Origin of the sequence: Micromonospora sp. NPDC005215 (assembly GCF_040607915.1) — a bacterium.
GTDB lineage: Bacteria > Actinomycetota > Actinomycetes > Mycobacteriales > Micromonosporaceae > Micromonospora.
The window spans coordinates 72112-95433 of sequence record NZ_JBEXHQ010000030.1 but is presented as its reverse complement, the minus strand read 5'-3'; the positions used below and the strand labels follow the sequence as shown (position 1 = coordinate 95433).

Below are 23322 nucleotides of genomic sequence, written 5' to 3'. Positions count from 1 at the left end.
TCGCAGAACCGATCTTGAAACGGTGGCCGCTTCACGTCACGCCGCCACGCCGAAGATCACCACACCCAGCGACCCAACACGTTAAAACGCAAGTAGTTATGACTCACAGGTATCAGCCGGTACCGGTCCCACCTGCGGTGCTACCCGCCGCCCCCGAGCCGGCCACCGCGGCACCGGGCCCTGAGCGGCGCGTACGGAAGCAGGCCGGCACCGGTACGACGAGGTCCTGACCCACGCCGGTACCCCCGGCGTGAAGCTGGTGGCGGCGGTACTGGATACCGGCCCGGACCGCTCCCGCCGGCTGATCGCGGAACTGGCGCGGTACCGGTACCCGTGTAAGAGAAGCGGGCCAGCCTGTTCGAGGCTGACCCGCTTCACCCCGCTACGCCCGGTGGGCCGCCCACTCGCAAGTCCAGGCCGCGAGGTCGTGCACCCATCCCTTGCCGCCCTGCCGGGACTTCGTGGCCCACTTCGAGGCGTTCCTTGATGCGAAGTCGTCCAAGACCTCGGGGTCAACCTCGGTCCAGGCGGGGAACTGAGCTAGCCAGCCTTCCGCCTGCTTGGGGGTGTGGCCGCTGCCGATCAGCCACTGGACGAGCAACGCTAGCTCGACCCATGGTGCCGCCCTCGTCGCGTACGCCCAGTCAACGACCCGCAGGCCGCTCGTGGTGACGATCAGGTTGGCCGGGTTCAGGTCGGAGTGGATAAGCGCGCCGCCGTCCGCCTCAGGGCGGGTGAAGCCGAGCCGCGTCTCCGGCGTGAACCACACCCCAGGTCGGGCCTGGTTCTCCTGGAGCCCCTTCAGCGCGACGCCGAGCAGTTCGAGATCCGTGCTGTCGGGCGAGAGGTTGGCGTGAGGGCCGACAAGAAGCTCGGCCCCCACTACCAACCATCCGTCACGCTCGAAGTGCCACAGGATGGCCGGCGGAAGCCAGTCAACAGCCCTGGTCGCCGCCAGCTCGTAGCGCAGTGACCGGACGCCCAGATCACCCGAAGCCGCCTTGACGAAGACGCTGCCGGTCGAGCCGATGACGGCCGACGCGATCTCCGCGTGGTTGCCACTCGAAGCCGGGTGCACGTCGATGATGCCGCCGACTAGGTCGGCCACGTCCGCCGCGACGGCGTCAGGCAGGACGATCCAGTCACTACGCATGGCTACCTCTCTGTCACTTGTTGCCCGGCTGCGGCGGGTTCGGCGGGCAGCAGGACTCGGCCTCGCCGTACCAGAATTCCATGTCGACCCGGTAACCGGTCCCGTGCAGTGCCGCGAGCGTGAAGGTCACGGCGGTGCCGTCCATCATCCCCTCGGTCAGGATGGGGATGTGGTGGACGAAGCCCCCGGCGATCTGCTCGCAGGCGGCGGCATACGGCTCGGTGTGCTGGAGCACGGCGTGCCACACCGCGTCGATCGGGAGGGTCGGCACGACGCGCCCGATCGACCCGTCCGGCAGCGGCATCCCGAAGTCCGAGTTGTTGACGTTGTCGGCGTGGGCCTTGATGAAGACCAGGAACTGCTCGACGGCCCGCTGCGGGATCATCCATACCGCGCAGGCAACTCGGCCGGTATCTGAAGCAGGGCCGCGAAGAGGCCGGACTATCCCTGGAAGCTGCCGGCGAGGCGCTGGAGTGGTCTCGGTCCACCATGTACCGGATCGAGGGCGGGGGCTCGGCAGTCAAGGCGCGCGACGTGACAGCCATGTGCGCGTTGTATGGCATGTCCCCCGAGATGACGTCGGCGTTGATCGCACTGGCCGCCGAGACCAAGGCGAACGGCTGGTGGCACGCCTACGGCGACACCCTGCCGGCCTGGTTTGAGCTGTACGTCGGGATGGAGTCGGCAGCGTCGCGCCTGCGGCACTGGGAGCCGGACTCGCTTCCCGGGCTGCTTCAGACGAAGGAGTACGCCGAACACCTGCTCCGGTCGCATCCGGAGCTGGCAGAGGGGGAGGTCGGACGCCTGGTCGAGCTTCGCATGGAGCGCCAGAAGATCCTCAAGCGGCGGAATCCAGGACCTCCGCGCCTGGAGGTCATTGTGGACGAGAGCGTGCTGCGCCGGCCGATCGCCGGCATGGCAGACCAGCTCAGCCATCTTCACAACCAGGTGGCCGCCGAGGTTGCGACCATCCGCATCGTGCCCCGAGACACGCCGCCCAACTACGCCTTGACTGGCGGTGGTTTTGTCATGCTGGAATTTCCAACGATCGGCATCCGCACCCCCGAGCCCACGACTGTATACAGCGAGTCACTGACGGGCGCTTTATATCTCGACAAGCCAACAGAGGTTGCGGCGTACTCTGTGCGGTGGAGAGCGCTCGAAGGTCTGTCGCTCGACGCAGACCGATCGGCCGACCTATTAGCCACGATCGCCAAGGAGATGTAGCAATGAGTAACCTAACCGGAGCCGTGTGGCGCAAGAGCAGCCGCAGTGGGGGCAACGGCGGGCAGTGCGTGGAGGTGGCCGACAACCTCTCCGGCATCGTCGGTGTGCGGGACAGCAAGGACCCGTCCGGCCCGGCGCTCACGTTCGACCCGCAGACCTGGAAGGCGTTCGTCGGCTTCGCCAAGCACGCCTGACGTAGCACGCAAAGAGGCCCCTCAGCGCCGACGGTGAGGGGCCTGTTCTTGTCGCGCTCAACGAGGTGGATATCGCCGGGCAGGGCCGACGCGCCGCAGCCGATGCTCCCCCTCAGGCCGCCAAATCCAGCCCGCCGCCGGCGACCGGCGCCGCCTTAGGCACCGGCAGGGTCGCCGTGGGCACCCCGCCGGCCGGGGTCGCCGTGGGCACCGGATGCAGCCGGGCCCGCGGCACCGCACCCGCCGCGGGCACCAGGTGTACGGCCGACTCGGCGGCCCGAGCCAGCAACCGCCGGTCGGCGGTACGGGCCGGGTGCAACGCGGCGGCGATCGTCACCGACACCACCAACTCCCGCGCCGTGACCACCCGGAGCACCGATCGCAGCAACGTGTCCGCGCCGAGGAAGGCAGCGACCGTGGTGGTCGTACCGGTGGCCGCGCAGCCGTAGGCGAGCCGCAGCGGCACCACCGGGCTGCCCGTGTCGATGGCCGCCTGGAACGTCGCGGGCCGGAAACCGCCGCCGGGGCGGCAGTCGGCGGCACCAGCGCCGGCACACCAGGTCGTCCCCTCCGGAAAGACCGCCACCGACCGGCCGGCGCGCAGCGTGTCGGCGATCCGGCCAACCATGGCCGGCAGCGCGCGCGGCCGGGCGCGGTCCACGAAGACGGTCCCCGCCGCCGCGGCCAGCAGGCCGAACACCGGCCAGGAGCGGATCTCCCGCTTCGCCACCATTCGGGTGGGTGCGACGGCCAGCACCGCGAGGATGTCCAGCCACGAGACATGGTTGGCGACAAGCAGCGCCCGCCGCCGGGGCAGTCGACCCCGGATCACCAGCCGGACTCCGAAGGCCCGCGCGGTGGACCGGGCCCAACCGCGCACCGCCGCCTGCCGTTCCCGGACCGGCAGCACCGGCAGCAGCACCACCAGGGCGACCCCGGCCAGCAGCATGCCGGCCACCCCGACCAACCGCAGCACCCGACGAGCCACCGACACGGTGGGCACCGCGCCGGCCGACGGCAGACAGTCGTCGTCGCAACCCGACGACGGTCGCCACAGGTCGTGCGACACGGCGGTCACCGCTGTGCCTCGCCCAGGAAGTGCCGCAGGTAACGGGGGTTCATCCGGTCCAGGCAGAAGAGCACGTAGAAGTCCGCGCAGCCGAAGTCCGGGTCGTACGACGGCTCGCCACAGATCCACGCGCCCAGCCGAAGGTAGCCACGCAGCAGCGGCGGTACCGCGACGCGCCCGGCCGGATCGACGGCGACCACCGATCCGGCGGCCGACCCGGCGAACCAGGGCCGCAGGGGGCGGACCCGCAGCGGCGGCGGCGACAGGTGCCGGGCCTGGGCCTGGGTCCACACCTCGGCGACCGTCCGCCCACCGTCGGCCACCGGCACCGACGCGCAGCCGCCGAGCCAACGGGAGCCCCGCAGGTGCAGGTATCGGATGATGCCCGCCCACATCAGATTGATCACCGCGCCGGAGCGGTGGTCCGGGTGCACACAGGACCGGCCCGCCTCGACCAGATCATCGCGAAGCGGATCGAGCGCGCCGAGGTCGAACTCGTCCTCGGCGTACCGCCGGTTGGTGCGGCCCGGCGGCAGCAGCCGGTACGTGCCGACCACAGCGCCGGTGCTGTCCTCGCGGACGATCAGGTGGTCGCAGTACGCGTCGAAGGGATCCACGTCCAGCCCGGCCGCACCGGGGAGGAGGGTGGCGCCGAGCTCGGTGGCGAACACCTCGTGGCGCAGGCGTTGCGCGGCCGCGACCTGGATGGGGTCGTCGGCGATCAGCAGGGTGTATCCGCTGGTCGTCAGGGGTGCGCCAGCGGCATGCAGAACGGCCATGGGATCTGTGTAGGTGCTCGGGTTGCCATTCACGGGGACCACCGGTGTCGGCAGGATGAACGCAGGCCGGCAGCTGCGTCCCACCGGTGGTCGTGCGAGGCTGCGCGACGAACCGGCGATGACGCCGGCAAGCCCCACCGGAGGTCGACGATGCGGATCGAGTCCCGCTACAACGGGCCACCCGGCTCCGGCAACGGCGGCTGGAGCGCGGGAGTGTTCGCCGCCGAGGCGGGCGGCACGAGCGCGGTCGAGGTGACGCTGCGCCGACCGCCACCACTGGACACCGAGCTGAGCCTCACCGACGGCGAGGTCCGTGACCCGACCGGGGAACTGGTGGCCGAGGTGCGCCCGACCAGCGTTGTCGACGTCGTCGTACCCCCTGTCGACCTGGACACCGCGGTGGCCGCGGCGGCCCGCTACCCCGGCCTGGTCGAGCATCCCTTCCCCGGTTGTTACGTCTGCGGGCCGCAGCGGACGGACGGGCTGCGGATCTTCCCCGGCCGGCTACCGGACGGGCGGACCGCCGCGCCGTTCCGGGCGCCCGAGCAGGTCAGCGCGGCCACGATCTGGGCGGCGTTGGACTGCCCCGGCGGTTGGACGGTGCTCGCGCCGGGCCGCCCGTACCTGTTGGGTCGGATCGCCGCCGTGGTCACCGCGCTGCCGGGGCCGGGCGACGACTGCGTGGTGACCGGGGCGTTGCTCGGCGTCGACGGGCGCAAGGCGCTCGTGCACACCAGCCTGTACGCCCCGGACGGCGCGCTGCTCGGCGCGGCCCGGGCAACCTGGATCGCCCGCTGAACCCCGGTCCGTCGTCCGCAGGGCGGAGGCGTCTCCGCCCTGCGGCGGAGGCCAACATACGGACCGCGCCTGATTGACCTTGTTGCCCCGGGCCGTCACGCTGTGCCACGGCGTACCTGACGCCGCACACGGGAGGAGAACGATGACTGACGGGCAGCGAAGCCCCACCAGCGACGGTCAGATCGTGGTGTCCGGTCTGACGAAGCAGTACAAGAACGTGCGGGCGGTGAACGACCTGTCCTTCACTGTGGCGGCGGGGCGGGTGACCGGCTTCCTCGGCCCGAACGGTGCTGGCAAGACCACCACGCTGCGCATGCTGCTGAACCTGGTCACGCCGACCGCCGGGACGGCCACCATCAGCGGCCACCGGTACACCGACCTCACGGACCCGCTGCGGCACGTCGGCGCGGTGCTGGAAGCCTCCAGCGCGCACAAGGGTCGTACCGGCATCAACCACCTGCGGGTCATCTGCGCGGCCGCCGGGCTGCCCCGGGAGCGGGCCGACGAAGCACTGGCCCTGGTCGGGTTGACCCCGGCGGCGAAGCGCAAGTTCAAGGGCTACTCCCTGGGCATGAAGCAGCGGCTCGGCATCGCCGCCGCGATGCTCGGCGACCCCCGGGTGCTGATCCTGGACGAGCCCGCCAACGGGCTCGACCCGGAGGGCATCCGGTGGATGCGTGGCTTCCTCAAGAACCTCGCCCACGAAGGCCGCACCGTGCTGGTCTCCAGCCACCTGCTGTCGGAGATGCAGCTGCTCGCCGACGACGTGGTGATCATCGCGGCCGGGCAGCTGGTCCGGCAGGGTCCGGTCGAGCAGGTCCTCGGCTCGATGGCGCAGAGCGTCCGGGTCCGGGTCCGCACTCCGCAGGCCGAGGCGCTGACCGCGGCGCTGAAGGCGCAGTCGGCGACCGTCGACACCGACGAGCACGGCGTGCTGCTGGTCGCCGGGGTGGACGCCCCGACGATCGGCCGGGCCGCCCTGGCCGCCGGCGTCGAGCTGCACGAACTGACCACCGAACGACCCGACCTGGAACGGGTCTTCCTGGAGCTGACGGCCGGAAAGGCGGGCATCCGATGAACCTGGTCCGAGCCGAACTGCTCAAGATCCGCACCACCAGCACCTGGTGGTGGCTGGCCCTCGGCGCGTTCCTGTCGATCGCCCTGGCCTTCGCGTTCAACGCCTGGTACGCCGTCACCGTCCTCGGCGGCGACGGCGGGGAATTCGGCGCCAGCCCGGAGCAGTCGACACCGGCAGCGCAGGCGGCGAACATCTACACCTCGGGCCAGTACCTCGGGCTGATGTTCGTGATGCTCATCGGCATCCTGATGGTCACCAACGAGTTCTTCCACCAGACCGCGACCACGACGTTCCTGACGACGCCGCGGCGAACCTCGGTCATCGTCGGCAAGCTCATCGCCGCCAGCCTGCTCGGCTTCATGTTCTGGCTGGTGACCACGCTCATCGACCTGGCCGCCGGCACGATCTTCCTGTCGCTCAACGACTACGGCAGCCAGCTCGGCGAGTGGCCGGTGCAGCGGGCGCTGCTGTTCAACCTGCTGGCGTACGCCATCTGGACGATCCTCGGCGTCGGCATCGGCACGTTGATCATCAACCAGCTCGGCGCGGTGATCACGGCAGCGGTGCTCTACCTGGTCGGCACGCAGGTGGTGGGTCTGCTGTTCCTGCTCCTGTCGAACGTGCTCGACAGCGAGGCGGTGCTCAAGTGGCAGGTGGTCTGGCCCGCTGTGGCGTCCCAGGTCATGATCACCGAAGGCCGGTCGGAGATGCTGCCGGCCTGGTGGGTCGGTGCCCTGGTGCTTATCGGCTACGCGCTGGTCAGCGGGGTCGTCGGAGTCCTGATCACTCGGCGGCGCGACATCGCCTGACGGCGGTTCCGACCCCGGGACGGCGGCGACAGGCTGGCCGCTCCGGGGTCGGCACCGGGGTTTGTGCCGGGGCGTGCGTTACCAGTCCTGCACTGGCTGCGCAGCGGTTGCTGAACTTCTGGCATCTTCTGTGAAACCGGCCACGGGACCGAGGCTGAAATGCCTGCGGGATCGGTACGGCGTAGCCTGGGAGCCGTCCAGTCCGTGCTCCTAATCGGGCACGAGGGACACACCGCGTGCCACACAAACCCGCGTGAAAGAGGCGATTACCGGCCGTGTCGACCCAGCAGACTTCGCAGGAGAACCCACTGGCGGGTTTCGGCCCGAATGAGTGGATCGTCGAGGAGATGTACCAGCGGTACCTCGCCGACCCAACGAGCGTCGATTCGGCCTGGCACGACTTCTTCGCCGACTACCGACCGGCGCCCGGAGCGGCCACGCCACGCACCGCCGAGTCGTCGGAGAAGCCGGCCGCCGCACCGGAGCCGGACGGGCAGCCGGAGGCAGCCGCCGCGGTCAGCCAGCCGAGCGCCACCGCGCAGCCGACCGCCGCCAGCAAGCCGGCCGCCGCGCCGTCGGCACCCGCCAAGGCCGCTCCGGCGAAGGCCACCCCGGAGAAGGCCGCCCCGGCCAAGCCGGCCGCCAAGGCCGCCGCCCCCACCGCCGACGGCCCGCAGACCACGCCGTTGCGTGGCGTCGCGGCGAAGATCGTCCAGAACATGGACGCCTCACTCAGCGTGCCCACCGCGACCAGCGTGCGCGCGGTCCCGGCCAAGCTGCTCGTCGACAACCGCATCGTGATCAACAACCACCTCGCCCGGGGGCGCGGCGGCAAGGTCAGCTTCACCCACCTGGTCGGCTACGCGCTGGTCCGGGCACTGGGCCAGCACCCCGAGATGAACAACTCCTTCGCCGAGGCCAACGGCAAGCCCGCGATGGTCCGCCCGGCGCACGTCAACCTCGGCATCGCCATCGACCTGGCCAAGCCGGACGGCAGCCGCAACCTGGTGGTCCCCTCCATCAAGGGCTGCGAGCAGATGGACTTCCGGCAGTTCTGGCAGGCGTACGAGGACGTGGTCCGGCGGGCGCGGCGCAACGAGCTGACAATGGACGACTACGCCGGCACCACGATCTCGCTGACCAACCCGGGCGGCATCGGCACCGTGCACTCGATGCCGCGCCTGATGCAGGGGCAGAGCGCGATCATCGGCGTGGGCGCGATGGAGTACCCGGCCCCCTACCAGGGCATGTCCGAGGCCACCCTGGCCGAGCTGGCGGTCAGCAAGATCATCACGCTGACCAGCACGTACGACCACCGGATCATCCAGGGCGCGCAGTCCGGCGAGTTCCTCAAGGTGATGCACGAGCTGATCCTCGGCGAGCACGGCTTCTACGACCAGATCTTCACCTCGCTGCGCATCCCGTACGAGCCGGTGCGCTGGATGCGCGACGTCGCTGTCAACTCCGAGGGCCAGATCAACAAGACCGCCCGGGTGCACGAGCTGATCCACGCGTACCGGGTGCGCGGTCACCTGATGGCCGACACCGACCCGCTGGAATTCAAGATCCGCAAGCACCCCGACCTGGACGTCCTCCAGCACGGGCTGACCCTGTGGGACCTGGACCGCGAGTTCCCGGTCAACGGCTTCGCCGGTCGGCAGCGGATGAAGCTGCGCTCGATCCTCGGCGTGCTGCGCGACTCGTACTGCCGCCGCGTCGGCATCGAGTACATGCACATCCAGGACCCGGAGGAGCGGCGCTGGATCCAGGAGCGGATCGAGCGCAAGTACGAGAAGCCGTCCGCCGACGAGCAGAAGCACGTGCTCAACCGGCTCAACGCCGCCGAGGCGTTCGAGACCTTCCTACAAACCAAGTACGTGGGCCAGAAGCGCTTCTCCTTGGAGGGCGGCGAGTCGCTGATCCCGCTGCTCGGTGAGGTGCTGGAGTCCTCCGCCGAGGGCGGGCTGGACGAGGTCGTCATCGGCATGGCGCACCGGGGTCGGCTCAACGTGCTGGCCAACATCGTCGGCAAGCCGTACGAGAAGATCTTCTCGGAGTTCGAGGGTCACCTGGACCCGCGCTCGACGCAGGGCTCCGGCGACGTGAAATACCACCTGGGCCAGAACGGCAAGTTCACCACCCCCGGCGGGGAGCACTCGGTCAAGGTGTCGGTGGTGGCCAACCCGTCGCACCTGGAGGCCGTCGACCCGGTGCTGGAGGGCATCGTCCGGGCCAAGCAGGACCGGATCGATCTCAAGCTGGAGGGCTACACCGTGCTGCCGCTGGCGGTGCACGGTGACGCCGCGTTCGCCGGGCAGGGCGTGGTCGCCGAGACGCTCAACCTGTCGCAGTTGCGTGGCTACCGCACCGGCGGCACCGTGCACGTGGTGGTCAACAACCAGGTCGGCTTCACCACCGCCCCGGAGTACAGCCGGTCCAGCCTCTACAGCACGGACGTGGCCCGGATGATCCAGGCGCCGATCTTCCACGTGAACGGCGACGACCCGGAGGCCGTGGTCCGGGTGGCTCGGCTGGCTTTCGAATACCGGCAGACGTTCAACAAGGACGTCGTGATCGACATGGTCTGCTACCGCCGGCGCGGGCACAACGAGGGCGACGACCCGTCGATGTCCAACCCTCAGATGTACAAGATCATTGACTCGAAGCGCTCGGTGCGCAAGCTCTACACCGAGGAGCTGATCGGTCGCGGCGACATCACCGTGGAGGACGCGGAAGAGCTGCTGCGCGACTACCAGGCGCAACTGGAGAAGGTCTTCAAGGCCACCCGGGACGCCGCCTCCGCGCCCCGGCAGCTCAACCGGCCGCGCCGCGAGGAGGAGCCGGAGCCACAGGTCGACACCGCCACCGACGCGTCAGTGGTGAAGGCGATCGGCGAGGCGCACATCAACCTCCCGGAGGGCTTCACCCCGCACAAGCGGATCCAGCAACTGCTGGACCGGCGGGCCAAGATGTCCGTCGAGGGCAACATCGACTGGGGCTTCGGCGAGATCATCGCGCTCGGGGCGCTGCTGCACGACGGCGTCACCGTCCGGCTGGCCGGACAGGATTCGCGTCGCGGCACGTTCGTCCAGCGGCACGCCTCGGTGGTCGACTCCCGCACCGGCGACGACTACCTGCCGCTGAAGTCGCTCACCGGTGACGGCGAGCGCTCCCGGTTCTTCGTGCACGACTCGCTGCTCAGCGAGTACGCGGCGATGGGCTTCGAGTACGGCTACTCGGTGGAGAACATCAACGCCCTGGTCGCCTGGGAGGCCCAGTTCGGCGACTTCGTCAACGGCGCCCAGTCGGTGATCGACGAGTTCATCTCGTCCGGCGAGGTGAAGTGGGGTCAGCGCTCCGCCGTCACTTTGCTGCTGCCGCACGGCCACGAGGGCCAGGGCCCGGACCACACCTCCGGCCGGCCGGAGCGGTTCCTGCAGATGTGCGCCGAGGACAACATGCGGGTGTCCATCCCGACCACCCCGGCGAACTACTTCCACCTGCTGCGCCGCCAGGCCCTGTCGCCCAAGCGCAAGCCGCTTGTGGTGTTCACGCCGAAGTCGCTGCTGCGGCACAAGCTCTGCGTCTCCTCGGTGGAGGACTTCACCACCGGCACCTTCCAGCCGGTGCTGCGGGACACGGCGGCCCCGGCCCCGGAGGCGGTGAAGCGGGTGCTGCTCTGCTCCGGCAAGGTCTACTACGACCTGTTCCAGGCCCGGCAGGAGCGCGGCGTCACCGACACCGCGATCATCCGGATCGAGCAGCTGTACCCGCTGCCGGTGGAGGAGATCCGGGCCGCCCTCGCGCAGTTCCCCAACGCGGAGGACTTCGCCTGGGTGCAGGAGGAGCCGGCCAACCAGGGCGGCTGGTCGTTCGTCGCGCTCAACCTGCTGGAGCACCTCACTGACGTCCGGCTGCGGCGGATCTCCCGCCCGGCCGCGGCTGCCCCGGCGGTCGGCTCCGCCAAGACCCACGAGGTGGAGCTGAACGCGCTGATCGAGGCAGCTCTCCCCCGCCCGTGACCTGATCGCGCCACGCGAGCCGGGGCAGGGCCGTTCACCACGGTCCTGCCCCGGCTCGCGTCGGTCCACCGACCCACCGATCCACCCGCCCGGCCCGCGCCGGGCCGAGCATGAGGACGTACCGATGTACTTCACCGACCGTGGCATCGAGGAACTGGTCGAGCGCCGGGGCGACGAGCAGGTGACCCTGGAGTGGCTGGGGGAACGCCTCCGCGACTTCGTCGACCTCAACCCCGACTTCGAAACCCCCATCGAACGCCTCGCCACCTACCTGGCGCGCCTGGACGACCCCGACGACGAAGACGCCTGACCCCCGCACCCCGCACCCCGCACCCTGCACCCCGCACCCCGCACCCCGCACCCCGCACCCCGCACCCCGCACCAAGATCCGAGCAACTTCGGTGATGTTGCTGCCTGCGGCGCGCGGGAGGCAGCAACATCCCTGATGTTGCGCGGATCTCCCGGCGGAGCACAGGGCGGAGCGCCCAGGTCTCGGGTTCTGCGATCTTCTAGGGTGGGGGTTGTGGCCCGAAGTGTGTATCTGACGAGCGTGAGTTCGGGCGGGGGCAAGTCGACGATCGCTCTCGGCCTGGCCGAGTTGCTGTCCCGCCAGGTGGGGCGGATCGGCGTGTTCCGGCCGCTGGTCGCCGACACCGGGCCGGATCCGATCCTCGCCCTGCTCAGCGAGCGGTACCGGGTCGAGTTGCCGCTCGCCGAGCTGGCCGGGGCGACCTACACCGAGGCCGCCACGCTGGTCGCCGACGGTCGACGCGAGCAGCTGATCTCCACAGTCGTCGAGCGGTACCGGGCGGTGGAGCGGCAGTGCCCGGCCGTGGTCGTGGTGGGCAGCGACTTCGACGACCCGGGCGATCCCGCCCATCCTCGCGAGCTGGCCTTCAACGCCCGGCTGGCCACGGAGTTCGGCAGCGTGGTGGTGCCGGTGGTGGACGGCTTCGGGCAGGAGCCAGCGGCCGTCGCGTCGGCGGTGCGCGGGGCGTACCACGATCTGGCCGACCTCGGCGCGACGGTGCTCGCGGTGATCGCCAACCGGGTGTCCGCGCCGATGACGCTGCCCGACCTGCCGGTCCCCGCGTACGCCATCCCGGAGGTGCCGAGCGTGTCGGCGCCGACGGTGGCCGAGGTGGCGGCGGCGCTCGGCGCCACCCTGCTGGCCGGGGACGACGCCGCGCTCAGCCGGGACGTGCTGGACTTCGTGGTCGGCGCGGCGCATGTGCCGACCCTGCTGGACCACCTCACCGAAGGCGCCCTGGTGATCACCCCCGGGGACCGGGCCGACCTGCTGGTGGCCGCGAGCGCCGCGCACGTGGCCGGTCAGGTGTCGGTGGCCGGGCTGGTGCTCACGCTCGGCGAGCAGCCGGACCCCCGGGTCATGCGGTTGGTGGAGGGGTTGAACACCGGGTTGGCGGTGCTGTCGGTGCGCAGCGACAGCTACGACACGGTGGCCGCGTCCAGCCGGATCGAGGGCCGGCCCAGCACGGCCAACCCGCGCAAGGTGGAGGCCGCGCTGGGCGTGTTCGAGCGCTGCGTGGACACCGACGACCTGGCTCGCCGGCTGCGGGTCAGCCGGTCGACCCGGGTCACCCCGCTGATGTTCGAGAACGAGCTGATCGACCGGGCCCGTTCGCAGCGCCGGCACCTGGTGCTGCCGGAGGGCGCCGAGGAACGGATCCTGCGCGCGGCGGAGATCCTGCTGCGGCGTGGGGTGGCCGAGCTGACGCTGCTGGGCCGGCCGGACGACATCGCCCGGCGGACCCGCGAACTGGGCATCGACCTCGGCGACGCGAACGTGGTCGACCCGGTCACCAGTGGGTGGCGGGACGAGTTCGCGGGCGAGTACGCGCGGCTGCGCGCCCACCGGGGCGTCACCGCCGAACTGGCGCACGACATCGTGGCCCAACCCAACTACTTCGGCACCCTGATGGTGTCGACTGGACGGGCCGACGGCATGGTCTCCGGCGCCACGCACACCACCGCCGCGACCATCCGACCGGCGTTCGAGATCATCCGTACCGTGCCGGAGGTCTCGGTGGCCTCCAGCGTCTTCTTCATGCTGCTCGCCGACCGGGTGCTTGTCTACGGGGACTGCGCGGTCAACCGCGACCCGGACGCCGCGCAGCTCGCCGACATCGCGATCTCGTCGGCCGACACCGCCGCCCGGTTCGGCATCGAACCCCGGGTGGCCATGCTGTCGTACTCCACCGGCAGCTCCGGCGCGGGCGCGGACGTGGAGAAGGTCGCCTCGGCCACCGCCCTGGTCCGGGAGCGCCGGCCCGACCTGCTGGTCGAGGGGCCGATCCAGTACGACGCGGCGATCGACCCCGCGGTGGCGGCGACGAAGTTGCCGGGCAGCCCGGTCGCCGGCCAGGCCACGGTCTTCATCTTTCCGGACCTGAACACGGGCAACAACACGTACAAGGCGGTGCAGCGCTCCGCCGGGGCGGTCGCCGTCGGCCCCGTCATGCAGGGTCTGCGCCGGCCGGTGAACGACCTGTCCCGCGGCGCGACAGTGCCGGACATCGTCAACACGGTGGCGATCACCGCCATCCAGGCGGCCACCGAGGAGGCCTCATGAGTCGGGTGCTGGTGCTCAACTGCGGGTCGTCGTCGGTGAAGTGGCGCCACTACGACGGGGATCGGGTGCTCGACAACGGCACCGTCGAGCGGGTCGGTGAGCCCGGTGGTGGTCCGGCGGACCACGCCAGCGCGGTCCGGCAGATCCTGGACGGGCTCGACCTGAGCGGACTGGCCGCGGTCGGGCACCGGGTGGTGCACGGTGGCGGGACGTTCAGCGCACCGGTGCTTGTCGACGACGCGGTCCTGGCCGCGATCAAGGACCTGGTGCCGCTCGCCCCGCTGCACAACCCGGCCAACCTGGCCGGCATCGAGGTGGCCCGCGCGGTGCTGCCGGACGTCCCGCAGGTCGCCGTCTTCGACACCGCGTTCCACCACACCCTGCCGGAGGCCGCCGCGACGTACGCGATCGACAGGGACATCGCCGAGCGGTACGACATCCGCCGGTACGGCTTCCACGGCACCTCGCACGCGTACGTGTCCCGCCGCACCGCCGAACTGCTCGGCCGCCCCTACGAGCAGCTCAACACGATCACCCTGCACCTTGGCAACGGGGCCAGCGCCTGCGCGGTGGCGAACGGTCGCAGCGTCGCCACCTCGATGGGCATGTCCCCGTTGCAGGGGCTGGTGATGGGCACCCGCAGCGGCGACCTCGACCCCACGGTGATCTTCCACCTGCGCCGGGAGGGCGGGCTGTCGGTCGACGAGATCGACGACCTGCTCAACCACCGCAGCGGCCTGCTCGGGTTGACCGGCGTCAACGACATGCGTGAGGTGCTCGGCCGCCGGGCGGCCGGGGACCGGGCGGCGGAGCTGGCCTTCGACGTGTACTGCCGGCGGATCACCGAGTACGTCGGGGCGTACTACGCGCTGCTCGGCCGCGTCGACGCGATCGCCTTCACCGCCGGGGTCGGCGAGCACGCCGCGCCCGTCCGGGCCGCCGCGCTGGCCGGCCTGGACCGGCTCGGCATCGCCGTGGACGACGCCCGCAACGACGGCGCGGGCGACCGGGTGATCTCACCCGACGAGGCCGAGGTGAGCGTCTGTGTCATCCGCACCGACGAGGAACGGGAGATCGCCCGGCAGACCCGGGACGTGGTCGCCCACCACTGACGACCCGCCCGAGGCGTCGGGATCAGCGGAGGTGGCCCGCCGGCCGCGGGCTGGGCGCGGTCGGCCCGGTCGGGCACGCTCAGCTCGCGAGCCAGACGACGACGGCGACCAGCAGGACCACGACGACCGCCGCGCCGATGATCAGCGGCAGGCGGGACGGCGGCTCCGCCGGCGCGGCGGCTTCCGGCGTCTGGTTGAACGCGCGGAACGCCTCGGTGTTGCCACTGGGGTCGGTGTAGTTCTCAGGCATGCCGGTGACCCTAGCGAAGCGGGGCGAGCGGCATCGCCCCCGGCCCACGTCGTCCCAGGCTGGACCCGGCCGGCGGAGGTGACACCCCCACGCTGACCAGCGACGAGTCCCGCCCAGCCCGTTGACGCCGCAGCGCCGGTACGGTGGCCCGATGGACGATCTCGCGCGCCGCCAGTTGGCGAGCATCGCCGAGGTGGTCGCCGTGGCCGAAGCGACCGGCCTGCCGGTGTGGCTGCGGGGCGGTTGGGCGATGGACTTCCACCTCGGCACGGTGACCCGCCCGCACGTCGACGTCGACTGGTACTGCTGGCGGGAGGACGCGGAACGGTTGGCCCGGCTGCTGCTGGCCCGGGACTGGCGCCCCGACCTCCGCATGCCGGCGGAGCTACAGCTCGACCTGTTCACCGCCGACGTGGAGGTCAGCTTCGCGTACCTGGGTCAGGACAGCGACGGCCGGCCGACCGTGGGCGCCGGGTCCTGGGCCGGCACACCACTGCCGGCCGGGATGTTGGACGCGCCACCCGGCCGGATCGGCGCGCTCACCGTGCCGACGATCTCGGTGGCGGCCCAGATCGAGTTCAAGCAGATGTACCCGGTCTGGATGCCGGAACGTCCCCGTCGCCCGAAGGACGCCGACGACCTGGCCCGGCTGCGCTCCGTTCCTGGTCGAGCAGATCCTCGTACACCCCGACCTTGAAGGTGATCAGGTCCAGGCACTGGGTGAGCCTGCCGATCTGGGTGGTGACCCGCCCGTGGTGCTCGCGGAGCAGCGCGAGTCGTTCCTCCTCGTTGCCGGCGCCCTCGCGGACGAGGTCGGTGTAGCGGCGGAGCGCTGGCAGCGGCATGCCCGAGGCGCGGAGAATGATGCAGACGGTCAGCCAGTCCGTCGACCTGTCGACCGGGCGGGCCGCCCTGCGGCCGGCCCAGTTCGATCCCACGATCGCCGAGAACGCCGCGAAGCTCGACGCCGTCGAGCAGCTCGTCGACCTCGCGGCCAGCATCGGCTGCACGCTTCCACAGCTCGCCATCGCCTTCACCGTGGCCCATCCGGCCGTCACCTCGGCGATCATCGGACCGCGCACCAGGCCGCAACTGGAGGATCTGCTCAAGGGCGCCGCGCTCACCCTGGACGACGCGACCCTCGACCGGATCGACGAGATAGTGCCGCCCGGCACCAACCGGTACAACCCGAACGCCGCCTTCCCGCCGCGTGCACTGACCGACACGGCGCTGCGGCGACGCCCCCTCGGCGACCGGGCTGCGGCCTGAGTGAGCCTGACGCCGGAACGCAGCGGCCGGTGATCGGGTGGGCACAGCGCGCCGATGCCCGCCGGGCGGGTCCGCCGGGCAGGGCACAATCGAGTTCATGCCGCGTCGCGCCACCCCCACAATGCTGATCACCGCCCTGCTTCTGGCCGGTCTGGCCGGGTGCTCCACGGACGCCCCGGTTCGGCGGGCGCCGGCCGCGCCGGAGCCCACCGCCCCGGCGACGCCGCAGGTCCCCGCCGGGCACGCGCCAGAAAATCCCTACCCCGTCGGTGTACGCGACCTGAAGCTGAACCGCGACGGCCGGGCGCTGCCGGTGAAGATCTGGTACCCGGCTGCCGGGGAGGAGGGCCCGGTCAGGCGGGGGGCGGCGGTTGCGAAGGGCCGTTTTCCGGTGGTGATGTTCAGTCACGGCCTGGGCGGTCGGCCGGACGACTACGCCACGCTGCTGACCCGGTGGGCGAGGGCAGGGTTCGTGGTGGCCGCGCCGACGTTCCCGCACACCTCCACGGGCGCGGACAACAACGTCCTCGACGTGCTCAACCAGCCGGCCGACGTGTCCTACGCGTTGGACCAGGTGCTCGCGCTGGACGCCAAGGCCGACGACCAGTTGCAGGGCCGGCTGGACGCCGACCGGGTCGCCGCGGCCGGGCACTCGGCCGGCGGGGTGACCACGATCGGTCTGTTCACCGCCAGCCGGGACGAGCGGCTGGACGCGGGTGTGGTGTTCGCGGGCTCGGCGCTCGGTGTGGGCACCGCGTTCGCCGGCGCGGCCGCACCACAACTGTTCGTGCACGGTGAGCTGGACGAGGTGGTCGAGTACGCGGCGGGCAAGGCCGCGTACGACAAGGTGCCCTGGCCCAAGGCGATGCTGAGCCTGCCGAAGGGCGACCACGGGCGGACGATGCTCAAGGACAAGGCCGCGCTGCGGGTGGTGTCGGACACGTCCATCGAGTTCCTCCGCTGGTCGCTCTACGGAGACGCGGCGGCCAAGAAGCGCATCCCCGCCGGCGCGACACGCGGCGACATCGCCACCTTCGACGACCACCTCTGAACCCCGCCCCCCGCACCCGGCCCCAGCACCCCACCCGCGCCCAGCGCCCCGCGCCCGCGCCCGCGCCCCCCACCCCGCAACCCGCACCCCGAACCCCGAACCCCGCGCCCCGAACCCCGCGCCCCGCGCCCCGCGCCCAAGATCCGCGCAACATCAGGGATGTTGCTGCCTCCGCATGCCGGGAGGCAGCAGTTTCCCCGATGTTGAGCGGATCTTGGGCGCGAGAATCCGAGGTGTGTCAGGCGGTGTGGTCGATGACGACCTTGCCGAAGGCGTCCCCGGACTGCAGGCGGGCGAAGGCGTCCTCGACCCGGCTGAACGGCACCACGCTGTCCACCACCGGGCGTACCTCGTTGTCGGAGCAGAACGCCAGCAGCTCGTACAGCTCACCCGGAGTGCCCATCGAGGTGCCCAGGATCTCCAGCTGCATCGCGAAGACCCGACGCAGGTTGACCGCCGGCTCGTGCCCGGCGGTCGCGCCGGAGACCACGATCCGGGCCATCGGCGCGGCCGACTTCAGCGAGTGGTCGAAGGTGGCCGCGCCAACCGTCTCGATCACCACGTCGACGCGTTCCGGCAGCCGGGCACCGGGTTCCACGGCGGTGGCGCCGAGAGCCGAGATCCGGTCCCGCTTGACGGCGTCGCGGCTGGTCGCGTACACCCGCTTGCCCATCGCGACGGCGAGCGCGACGGCCGCGGTGGCGACGCCACCGCCCGCGCCCTGGACCAGCACGCTGTCGGCGTCCGCGACGCGGCCCTTGGTGGTCAGCATCCGCCAGGCGGTCAGCCAGGCCGTGGGCAGGCACGCCGCGTCGGTCGCCGCCATGCCGTCGGGCAGCGGGATCAGGTTCGATCGGGGTACGGCGACTCGCTCGGCGAGGGTCCCGGCAAAGTGCTCGGAGAGGATGGAAACCCCACGCGGGTCACCTGGAGTGACCACCACCGGGTACACGACCACCGGGCGGCCCTCCGGGTCCAGCCCCACCGCGTCGCAGCCGAGGATCATCGGCAGCTGGGCCTCGGTGAGCCCCACCCCGCGCAGCGACCAGAGGTCGTGGTGGTTGAGCGAGGTGGCCCGCAACCGCACGGTCACCCAGTCATCGGCCGGGTGGGTCGGCTCGGGCCGCTCACCGACGGTGAGCGCGGCGAGCGGGTCGGCGTCGTCGAAACGGGAGGCAAAGGCAGCACGCATGATCGGCACGGTAACAAGCTGAGCGCCCGTTAAGAAGGCGCGCGGCGCATGCTGCGCCGGCGCGCCCCCGGCCCGGGGCCTGCACACAGACCGACGGCACGTGCTGCGCCGGCGCGCCCCGGCCCGGACCTGCGCACAGACCGGCGGCGCATGCTGCGCCGTAGCCCCGGCCGAAGTTCGCGCCTACCGGCGGGCGACGCCGTCGCGGCGGGCGGCCTCGGCGACCGCCTCGGCGACGGCCGGCGCGACGCGCGGGTCCAGCGGCGAGGGGACGATCGCGTCGACGGTCAGCGACTCGGCCACCACGCCGGCGATGGCGTCCGCGGCGGCGACCTTCATCGCCTCGGTGATCCGGGTCGCGCCGGCATCCAGCGCACCGCGGAACACCCCGGGGAAGGCCAGCACGTTGTTGATCTGGTTGGGGTAGTCACTGCGCCCGGTGGCGACCACCGCCACGTGCCGGGCGGCGACCTCGGGGTGCACCTCCGGGGTCGGGTTGGCCAGCGCGAACACGATCCCGCCGGGGGCCATCCGCGCCACCGCGGCCTCGGGGATCTGCCCGCCGGAGACCCCGATCAGCACGTCGGCGTCGCGCAGCGCCTCGGTGATGTCGCCGTGCCGGCCGGCCGCGTTGGTGGTCGCCGCCAACTCGGCCTTGGTGCCGGTCAGCTCGGTGCGGTGCCGGCCGATGATGCCCTTGGAGTCGCAGACCACCACCTGGTCGGGGTTGACGCCCCCGGCGATCAGCATCTTCGTCACGGCCACCCCGGCCGCACCCGCACCACTGACCGCGACCCGCAGGTCACCGAGCTTGCGGTCGAGCAGGGTGGCGGCGTTGCGCAGCGCGGCCAGCACCACGATCGCGGTGCCGTGCTGGTCGTCGTGGAAGACCGGGATGTCCAGCGCCTCGTCGAGCCGGCGCTCGATCTCGAAGCAGCGCGGGGCGCTGATGTCCTCCAGGTTGATCCCACCGAACGAGGGGGCCAGCGCCCGGACCACGGCAACGATCTCGTCCGCATCCTGCGTGTCCAGGCAGACCGGCACGGCGTCCACCCCACCGAACTGCTTGAACAACACCGCCTTGCCCTCCATCACCGGCAGCGCGGCACGGGGGCCGATGTTGCCGAGCCCGAGCACCGCCGAGCCGTCGGTGACCACCGCGACGGTGTGCGACACCCAGGTGTAGTCGTCCACCAGGGCGGGGTCGGCGGCGATCGCCTCGCACACCCGGGCCACCCCCGGGGTGTACGCCAGGGAGAGGTCCTCCCGGCTGGTCAGCGGCACTGTCGAGGTGACGGCCATCTTGCCGCCTCGGTGCAGCAGGAAGACGGGATCAGCGGGGTCCACGGTGGACGACGACATGGTGGTGACTCCAGGATCTGTCGAGCAGATGTGAGGCGGCCGGGCCTGGCCGCGAGGTGGGCGGCGAGCGGTGGCACGCGGTGCGGGGGGTCACCCGGACACTTCCGAGCATAGTGTCGACACGCCCGCCCGGATGTGAGCGGGGTCATAACCGGTGACGACGTACCCGACCGGGGCGCGGCCAGTAGCGGACCACCACCCGCCCCCGTACGTCGGCGACCCCGTACGCCCGGGAGTCGTCGGTGACCAGATCGTTGTCGCCCCGCAGCCACCAGCCGCCGTCCTGTTGCCGGACCGCCCGCTTCACCACCAGCAGGTCGGGACGGGTCCGGAAGACCGCGACCACCACGTCCCCGGGTCGAATCCGGCGGCCACCGGGGCGGACCAGCACCGAGTCTCCGTGCCGCAACGTCGGCGCCATGGACGGGCCGACGACCAGTACGGCGGTCAACGGCCTGCGCAACCGGGCCGCCTCAGCCGGGTGATCGGTGCCCACTGGTTTCACCTGCGTCCGTTCGGAAAGCATCCCCAGGAGTAATGTCGTCTTTGATCATCGCAAACTTCCCATGGAGGATCCTGATGCGACTTTCGCGCATCCTCGCGCCCCGCGTCATCGCGAGCGCACACTGCGACCTGCCGTGCGGTGTCTACGATCCGGCTCAGGCCCGGATCGAGGCCGAATCGGTCAAAATGATCTGCGAGAAGTACCAGGCGAACACCGATCCGGAGTTCCGTACCCGCGCCATCATCATCAAGGAGCAGCGCGCCGAGCTGGTCAAGCACCACCTGTGGGTGCTCTGGACCGACTACTTCAAGCCGCCGCACTTCGAGAAGTACCCGAACCTGCACAGTCTGTTCAACGAGGCCACCAAGCTCGCCGGCGCCGGTGGCGTCAAGGGCAGCCTCGACCCGGCCACCGCCGACAAGCTGCTCTCGAAGATCGACGAGATCTCGAAGATCTTCTGGGAGACCAAGAAGGCGTGACCGCACCGGTCATCCCGACGATCCGGCCGGCGCGTCCCGAGGACGTGCCGGCCGTCGTCGCCATGGTGCACGAGCTGGCGGAGTACGAACGGGCCCCCGACCAGTGCCACCTCACCGTCGAGCAGCTGACCGCGGCCCTCTTCGGTCCCGCGCCGGCGCTCTTCGGTCACGTCGCGGTCGACGAGCATGAGGAGCCGATCGGCTTCGCGCTGTGGTTCCTCAACTTCTCCACCTGGGCCGGCGTGCACGGCATCTACCTGGAGGACCTCTACGTTCGGCCGGCCGCCCGGGGCTCCGGGGCGGGTCGGCTGCTGCTCGCCGCCCTGGCCGAGATCTGCGTACGACGCGGCTACCGGCGACTGGAGTGGTGGATGATCGACTGGAATCCGGCCGCCGGGTTCTACGCCTCGATCGGCGCGGAGCAGATGAGCGAGTGGATCCCCTATCGGCTCAGTGGCGACGCGCTGCGCGCGCTGGCCGACCATGCCCCCACCGCTGGCACGCGTACGGGCGACCGACCGGGTAGAGTCCCCGACCGGGGGGATGAGGCGTGACTCAACTGACTGGCCAGCCAGCGACCGACGACGACGTGGTGCACCTCACGGTGCCCGCCGACGGCGGTTACCTTGGCGTGCTCCGCACCGCCACCGCCGGTCTCGCGGCCCGGTTGCAGTTCGCGCTGGACGAGATCGAGGATCTGCGGATCGCTGTCGACGAGGCGTGCGCCATGTTGCTCGCCATCGCCACCCGCGATGCCGAGTTGGAGTGCCGCTTCGCGGTCACCGAGGACGCGTTGACCGTCGAGGTGACAGTGCCGACAGTGCGCGGCGCCACGCTGCCGGCCGAGTCGTCCTTCGCCTGGAAGGTGCTCACCGCGTTGACGACGTCGGCATCCGCCACGGCCGTCGACGGTCGGGCCACGATCGCGCTGCTCACCCGCCGCTCCGGCGGCTACTGACCGGCTCGGCGCGCCGGGTGGGTCACTCGAAGCCGAGTGCCCGGGTCGTCGGGGGGCTGACCAGCAGCCAGCCCACGCCCAGGCCGAGCGCCATCAGCGGCACGCCCAGCCAGCCCAACCCGCCCTGAATCATGAACCACCCGATCGGCAGCAGCATCAGCTGAAGCACTATCGCGGGCGCGCGGGCACCCGCCCTACGCCGCGACAGGGCCCGGCCCAGCGCCCAGAGCACGACTGCGGCCCCGATGGCGAACACGGTCACCAGCAACGCCGACGCCAGGTCGGTGGTGCTGGCCGTGAGGTCGGCCCAGACCAGCCATGCGGCGATCAGCCCGACGACCGCCGCCTCCGCCCACAGCAGCCGGACCGCCCAGCGGAGCGTGACGGGAAACGGGGCCGAGTCGATGGTCACGCGCGCCACGATACCCGGGCTACCGAGAGGTACAGTGCCGCCCATGCACGCCGTCCTGGTGGTCAATCCAAAGGCCACCACCACCAGCGAACGCAGCCGGGACGTGCTTGTCCGGGCGCTGCGCAGCGAAGTCGACCTCAGCGTCCGTTACACCCGGCGACGCGGGCACGCGATGGCGTTGGCTCGGGAGGCCGCGGCGGAGGGCGTCGACCTGGTCGTCACCCTGGGTGGCGACGGCACCGTGAACGAGGTGGTGAACGGCCTGATGACGGCCGACCCGCCGACCCGCGCCGACGACGCGCCGTTGGCCGAGCGGTTGCCCGCGCTGGCGACCGTGCCGGGCGGCTCGACGAACGTGTTCGCCCGTGCGTTGGGTCTGCCCCGGGAGTGGCCGGAGGCGACCAGCATGATCCTCGAAGGGTTGCGGCTGGGCCGGAGCCGGACGGTTGGGCTGGGCCGCGCGGACGACCGCTACTTCACCTTCTGCGCGGGGTTCGGCCTGGACGCCGCGGTCATCCACCGGGTGGAGCAGGCCCGGCGCAAGGGTCGGGTGTCCACGCCGACGCTCTATCTGCGCTCGATCATGAACCAGTATTTCTTCGCCTCGGACCGGAGGCATCCGGCGATCGTCCTGGAGCGTCCGGGCGAGCCGGCCGAGGCCGAGCTGGCCACCGTCATCATCCAGAACACGGCGCCGTGGACGTACCTGGGCGACCGGGAGGTCAACCCGAACCCGTCGGCGTCGTTCGACCTCGGGCTGGATGTGCTGGCGTTGCGTCAGCTCCGGGTGGCTAGCACAACACGGACAGTGACTCAGTTCCTGTCCCGGCAGCCGGATCCGCGCGGTCGACAGGTGTTACGAATCCATGACACAGCGGAGTTCACCCTGGTCTCCAGCCGTCCGCAGGCGTTCCAGCTGGACGGCGACTATCTCGGCGAGCGGGAGAAAGTCAGATTCACCTCCGTTCCCGCCGCACTGAGAGTAATCTGCTAGGTCTCGGGGTACTGCC

Annotated in this window: 25 protein-coding genes; 16 read left to right on the top strand and 9 right to left on the bottom strand. The window is 71.1% G+C overall.

Annotated features, from left to right (window positions below):
* Positions 1 to 382 precede the first annotated feature (382 nt).
* On the bottom strand, positions 383 to 1153 hold the full coding sequence (locus tag ABZU25_RS22325) for a phosphotransferase (protein ID WP_355031284.1): 771 nt from the start codon (positions 1151 to 1153) through the stop codon (positions 383 to 385).
* A 13-nt stretch (positions 1154 to 1166) separates the two neighbouring features.
* Positions 1167 to 1538: a hypothetical protein gene (locus ABZU25_RS22320; RefSeq protein ID WP_355031283.1), complete on the bottom strand. Its 372-nt coding sequence runs from the start codon at positions 1536 to 1538 to the stop codon at positions 1167 to 1169.
* 2 nt (positions 1539 to 1540) lie between these two features.
* Here ABZU25_RS22320 and ABZU25_RS22315 point away from each other — a divergent pair, with 2 nt between their 5' ends.
* Complete coding sequence (locus ABZU25_RS22315; RefSeq protein WP_355031290.1) at positions 1541 to 2380, top strand: helix-turn-helix transcriptional regulator; 840 nt, start codon at positions 1541 to 1543, stop codon at positions 2378 to 2380.
* Positions 2381 to 2382: 2 nt separating this feature from the next.
* On the top strand, positions 2383 to 2574 hold the full coding sequence (locus tag ABZU25_RS22310) for a DUF397 domain-containing protein (RefSeq protein ID WP_355031282.1): 192 nt from the start codon (positions 2383 to 2385) through the stop codon (positions 2572 to 2574).
* Between the two features lie 112 nt (positions 2575 to 2686).
* Here ABZU25_RS22310 and ABZU25_RS22305 read toward each other — a convergent pair whose 3' ends face one another.
* On the bottom strand, positions 2687 to 3652 hold the full coding sequence (locus tag ABZU25_RS22305) for a lysophospholipid acyltransferase family protein (RefSeq protein WP_355031281.1): 966 nt from the start codon (positions 3650 to 3652) through the stop codon (positions 2687 to 2689).
* Complete coding sequence (locus ABZU25_RS22300; RefSeq protein WP_355031280.1) at positions 3649 to 4422, bottom strand: GNAT family N-acyltransferase; 774 nt, start codon at positions 4420 to 4422, stop codon at positions 3649 to 3651. Before ABZU25_RS22300 ends, ABZU25_RS22305 begins: the two co-directional genes overlap by 4 nt.
* 150 nt (positions 4423 to 4572) lie before the next feature.
* Here ABZU25_RS22300 and ABZU25_RS22295 point away from each other — a divergent pair, with 150 nt between their 5' ends.
* The 7 genes from ABZU25_RS22295 (at position 4573) to ABZU25_RS22265 (ending at position 14834) form a co-directional block, all read left to right on the top strand.
* Positions 4573 to 5220, top strand: coding sequence for a hypothetical protein (locus tag ABZU25_RS22295; protein WP_355031279.1), 648 nt, complete (start codon positions 4573 to 4575; stop codon positions 5218 to 5220).
* A gap of 142 nt (positions 5221 to 5362) precedes the next feature.
* Positions 5363 to 6298, top strand: a complete 936-nt coding sequence (locus ABZU25_RS22290) for an ABC transporter ATP-binding protein (RefSeq protein WP_355031278.1) — start codon at positions 5363 to 5365, stop codon at positions 6296 to 6298.
* Complete coding sequence (locus tag ABZU25_RS22285) at positions 6295 to 7107, top strand: ABC transporter permease (protein WP_355031277.1); 813 nt, start codon at positions 6295 to 6297, stop codon at positions 7105 to 7107. The genes ABZU25_RS22290 and ABZU25_RS22285 overlap by 4 nt, the downstream gene beginning before the upstream one ends.
* 275 nt (positions 7108 to 7382) lie before the next feature.
* Positions 7383 to 11129 (top strand): multifunctional oxoglutarate decarboxylase/oxoglutarate dehydrogenase thiamine pyrophosphate-binding subunit/dihydrolipoyllysine-residue succinyltransferase subunit, encoded by a 3747-nt coding sequence (locus ABZU25_RS22280; protein ID WP_355031276.1) that lies wholly within the window; start codon positions 7383 to 7385, stop codon positions 11127 to 11129.
* Positions 11130 to 11253: 124 nt separating this feature from the next.
* Positions 11254 to 11439 (top strand): DUF6104 family protein, encoded by a 186-nt coding sequence (locus ABZU25_RS22275; RefSeq protein ID WP_007464679.1) that lies wholly within the window; start codon positions 11254 to 11256, stop codon positions 11437 to 11439.
* 204 nt (positions 11440 to 11643) lie between these two features.
* Positions 11644 to 13722, top strand: coding sequence for a phosphate acetyltransferase (gene pta / locus ABZU25_RS22270; RefSeq protein ID WP_355031275.1), 2079 nt, complete (start codon positions 11644 to 11646; stop codon positions 13720 to 13722).
* Entirely contained in the window at positions 13719 to 14834 is a 1116-nt protein-coding gene (locus ABZU25_RS22265; RefSeq protein WP_355031274.1) for an acetate kinase, read from the top strand. Before pta ends, ABZU25_RS22265 begins: the two co-directional genes overlap by 4 nt.
* Before the next feature lie 79 nt (positions 14835 to 14913).
* Here ABZU25_RS22265 and ABZU25_RS22260 read toward each other — a convergent pair whose 3' ends face one another.
* Entirely contained in the window at positions 14914 to 15084 is a 171-nt protein-coding gene (locus ABZU25_RS22260; RefSeq protein ID WP_355031273.1) for a hypothetical protein, read from the bottom strand.
* A 151-nt stretch (positions 15085 to 15235) separates the two neighbouring features.
* On the opposite strand from ABZU25_RS22260, the gene ABZU25_RS22255 reads away from it, so the two are divergent.
* From ABZU25_RS22255 to ABZU25_RS22245, 3 genes are all read left to right on the top strand, one after another.
* Positions 15236 to 15781 carry an aminoglycoside adenylyltransferase gene (locus tag ABZU25_RS22255; RefSeq protein WP_355031272.1) on the top strand — a complete coding sequence of 182 codons (546 nt, stop codon included), beginning with the start codon at positions 15236 to 15238 and terminating at the stop codon, positions 15779 to 15781.
* A gap of 164 nt (positions 15782 to 15945) precedes the next feature.
* On the top strand, positions 15946 to 16353 hold the full coding sequence (locus ABZU25_RS22250; protein WP_355031271.1) for an aldo/keto reductase: 408 nt from the start codon (positions 15946 to 15948) through the stop codon (positions 16351 to 16353).
* 97 nt (positions 16354 to 16450) lie between these two features.
* Entirely contained in the window at positions 16451 to 17404 is a 954-nt protein-coding gene (locus ABZU25_RS22245; RefSeq protein WP_355031270.1) for a dienelactone hydrolase family protein, read from the top strand.
* A gap of 238 nt (positions 17405 to 17642) precedes the next feature.
* Here ABZU25_RS22245 and ABZU25_RS22240 read toward each other — a convergent pair whose 3' ends face one another.
* The 3 genes from ABZU25_RS22240 to ABZU25_RS22230 form a co-directional block, all read right to left on the bottom strand.
* A complete protein-coding gene (locus ABZU25_RS22240) occupies positions 17643 to 18605 on the bottom strand; it encodes a zinc-binding dehydrogenase (protein WP_355031269.1) in 963 nt (320 codons plus the stop codon).
* 174 nt (positions 18606 to 18779) lie between these two features.
* Positions 18780 to 19958 (bottom strand): NADP-dependent malic enzyme, encoded by a 1179-nt coding sequence (locus ABZU25_RS22235; RefSeq protein ID WP_355031268.1) that lies wholly within the window; start codon positions 19956 to 19958, stop codon positions 18780 to 18782.
* A gap of 145 nt (positions 19959 to 20103) precedes the next feature.
* A complete protein-coding gene (locus ABZU25_RS22230) occupies positions 20104 to 20454 on the bottom strand; it encodes a S24 family peptidase (protein WP_355031267.1) in 351 nt (116 codons plus the stop codon).
* An 83-nt stretch (positions 20455 to 20537) separates the two neighbouring features.
* Here ABZU25_RS22230 and sodN point away from each other — a divergent pair, with 83 nt between their 5' ends.
* Genes sodN through ABZU25_RS22215 form a run of 3 tightly spaced genes read left to right on the top strand, consistent with a single transcriptional unit; the run spans position 20538 to position 21900 of the window.
* Positions 20538 to 20942: a superoxide dismutase, Ni gene (gene sodN / locus ABZU25_RS22225; protein ID WP_355031266.1), complete on the top strand. Its 405-nt coding sequence runs from the start codon at positions 20538 to 20540 to the stop codon at positions 20940 to 20942.
* The gene (locus ABZU25_RS22220) at positions 20939 to 21496 is read left to right on the top strand and encodes a GNAT family N-acetyltransferase (protein WP_355031265.1); all 558 of its coding nucleotides are present in this window, start codon (positions 20939 to 20941) and stop codon (positions 21494 to 21496) included. Before sodN ends, ABZU25_RS22220 begins: the two co-directional genes overlap by 4 nt.
* Positions 21493 to 21900, top strand: a complete 408-nt coding sequence (locus tag ABZU25_RS22215; RefSeq protein ID WP_355031264.1) for an ATP-binding protein — start codon at positions 21493 to 21495, stop codon at positions 21898 to 21900. The genes ABZU25_RS22220 and ABZU25_RS22215 overlap by 4 nt, the downstream gene beginning before the upstream one ends.
* A gap of 22 nt (positions 21901 to 21922) precedes the next feature.
* Here ABZU25_RS22215 and ABZU25_RS22210 read toward each other — a convergent pair whose 3' ends face one another.
* Positions 21923 to 22357, bottom strand: coding sequence for a hypothetical protein (locus ABZU25_RS22210; RefSeq protein WP_355031263.1), 435 nt, complete (start codon positions 22355 to 22357; stop codon positions 21923 to 21925).
* On the opposite strand from ABZU25_RS22210, the gene ABZU25_RS22205 reads away from it, so the two are divergent.
* Complete coding sequence (locus tag ABZU25_RS22205) at positions 22356 to 23306, top strand: diacylglycerol kinase family protein (protein WP_355031262.1); 951 nt, start codon at positions 22356 to 22358, stop codon at positions 23304 to 23306. The two genes, ABZU25_RS22210 and ABZU25_RS22205, sit on opposite strands and share 2 nt — an antisense overlap.
* The last annotated feature ends 16 nt before the right edge of the window (positions 23307 to 23322 follow it).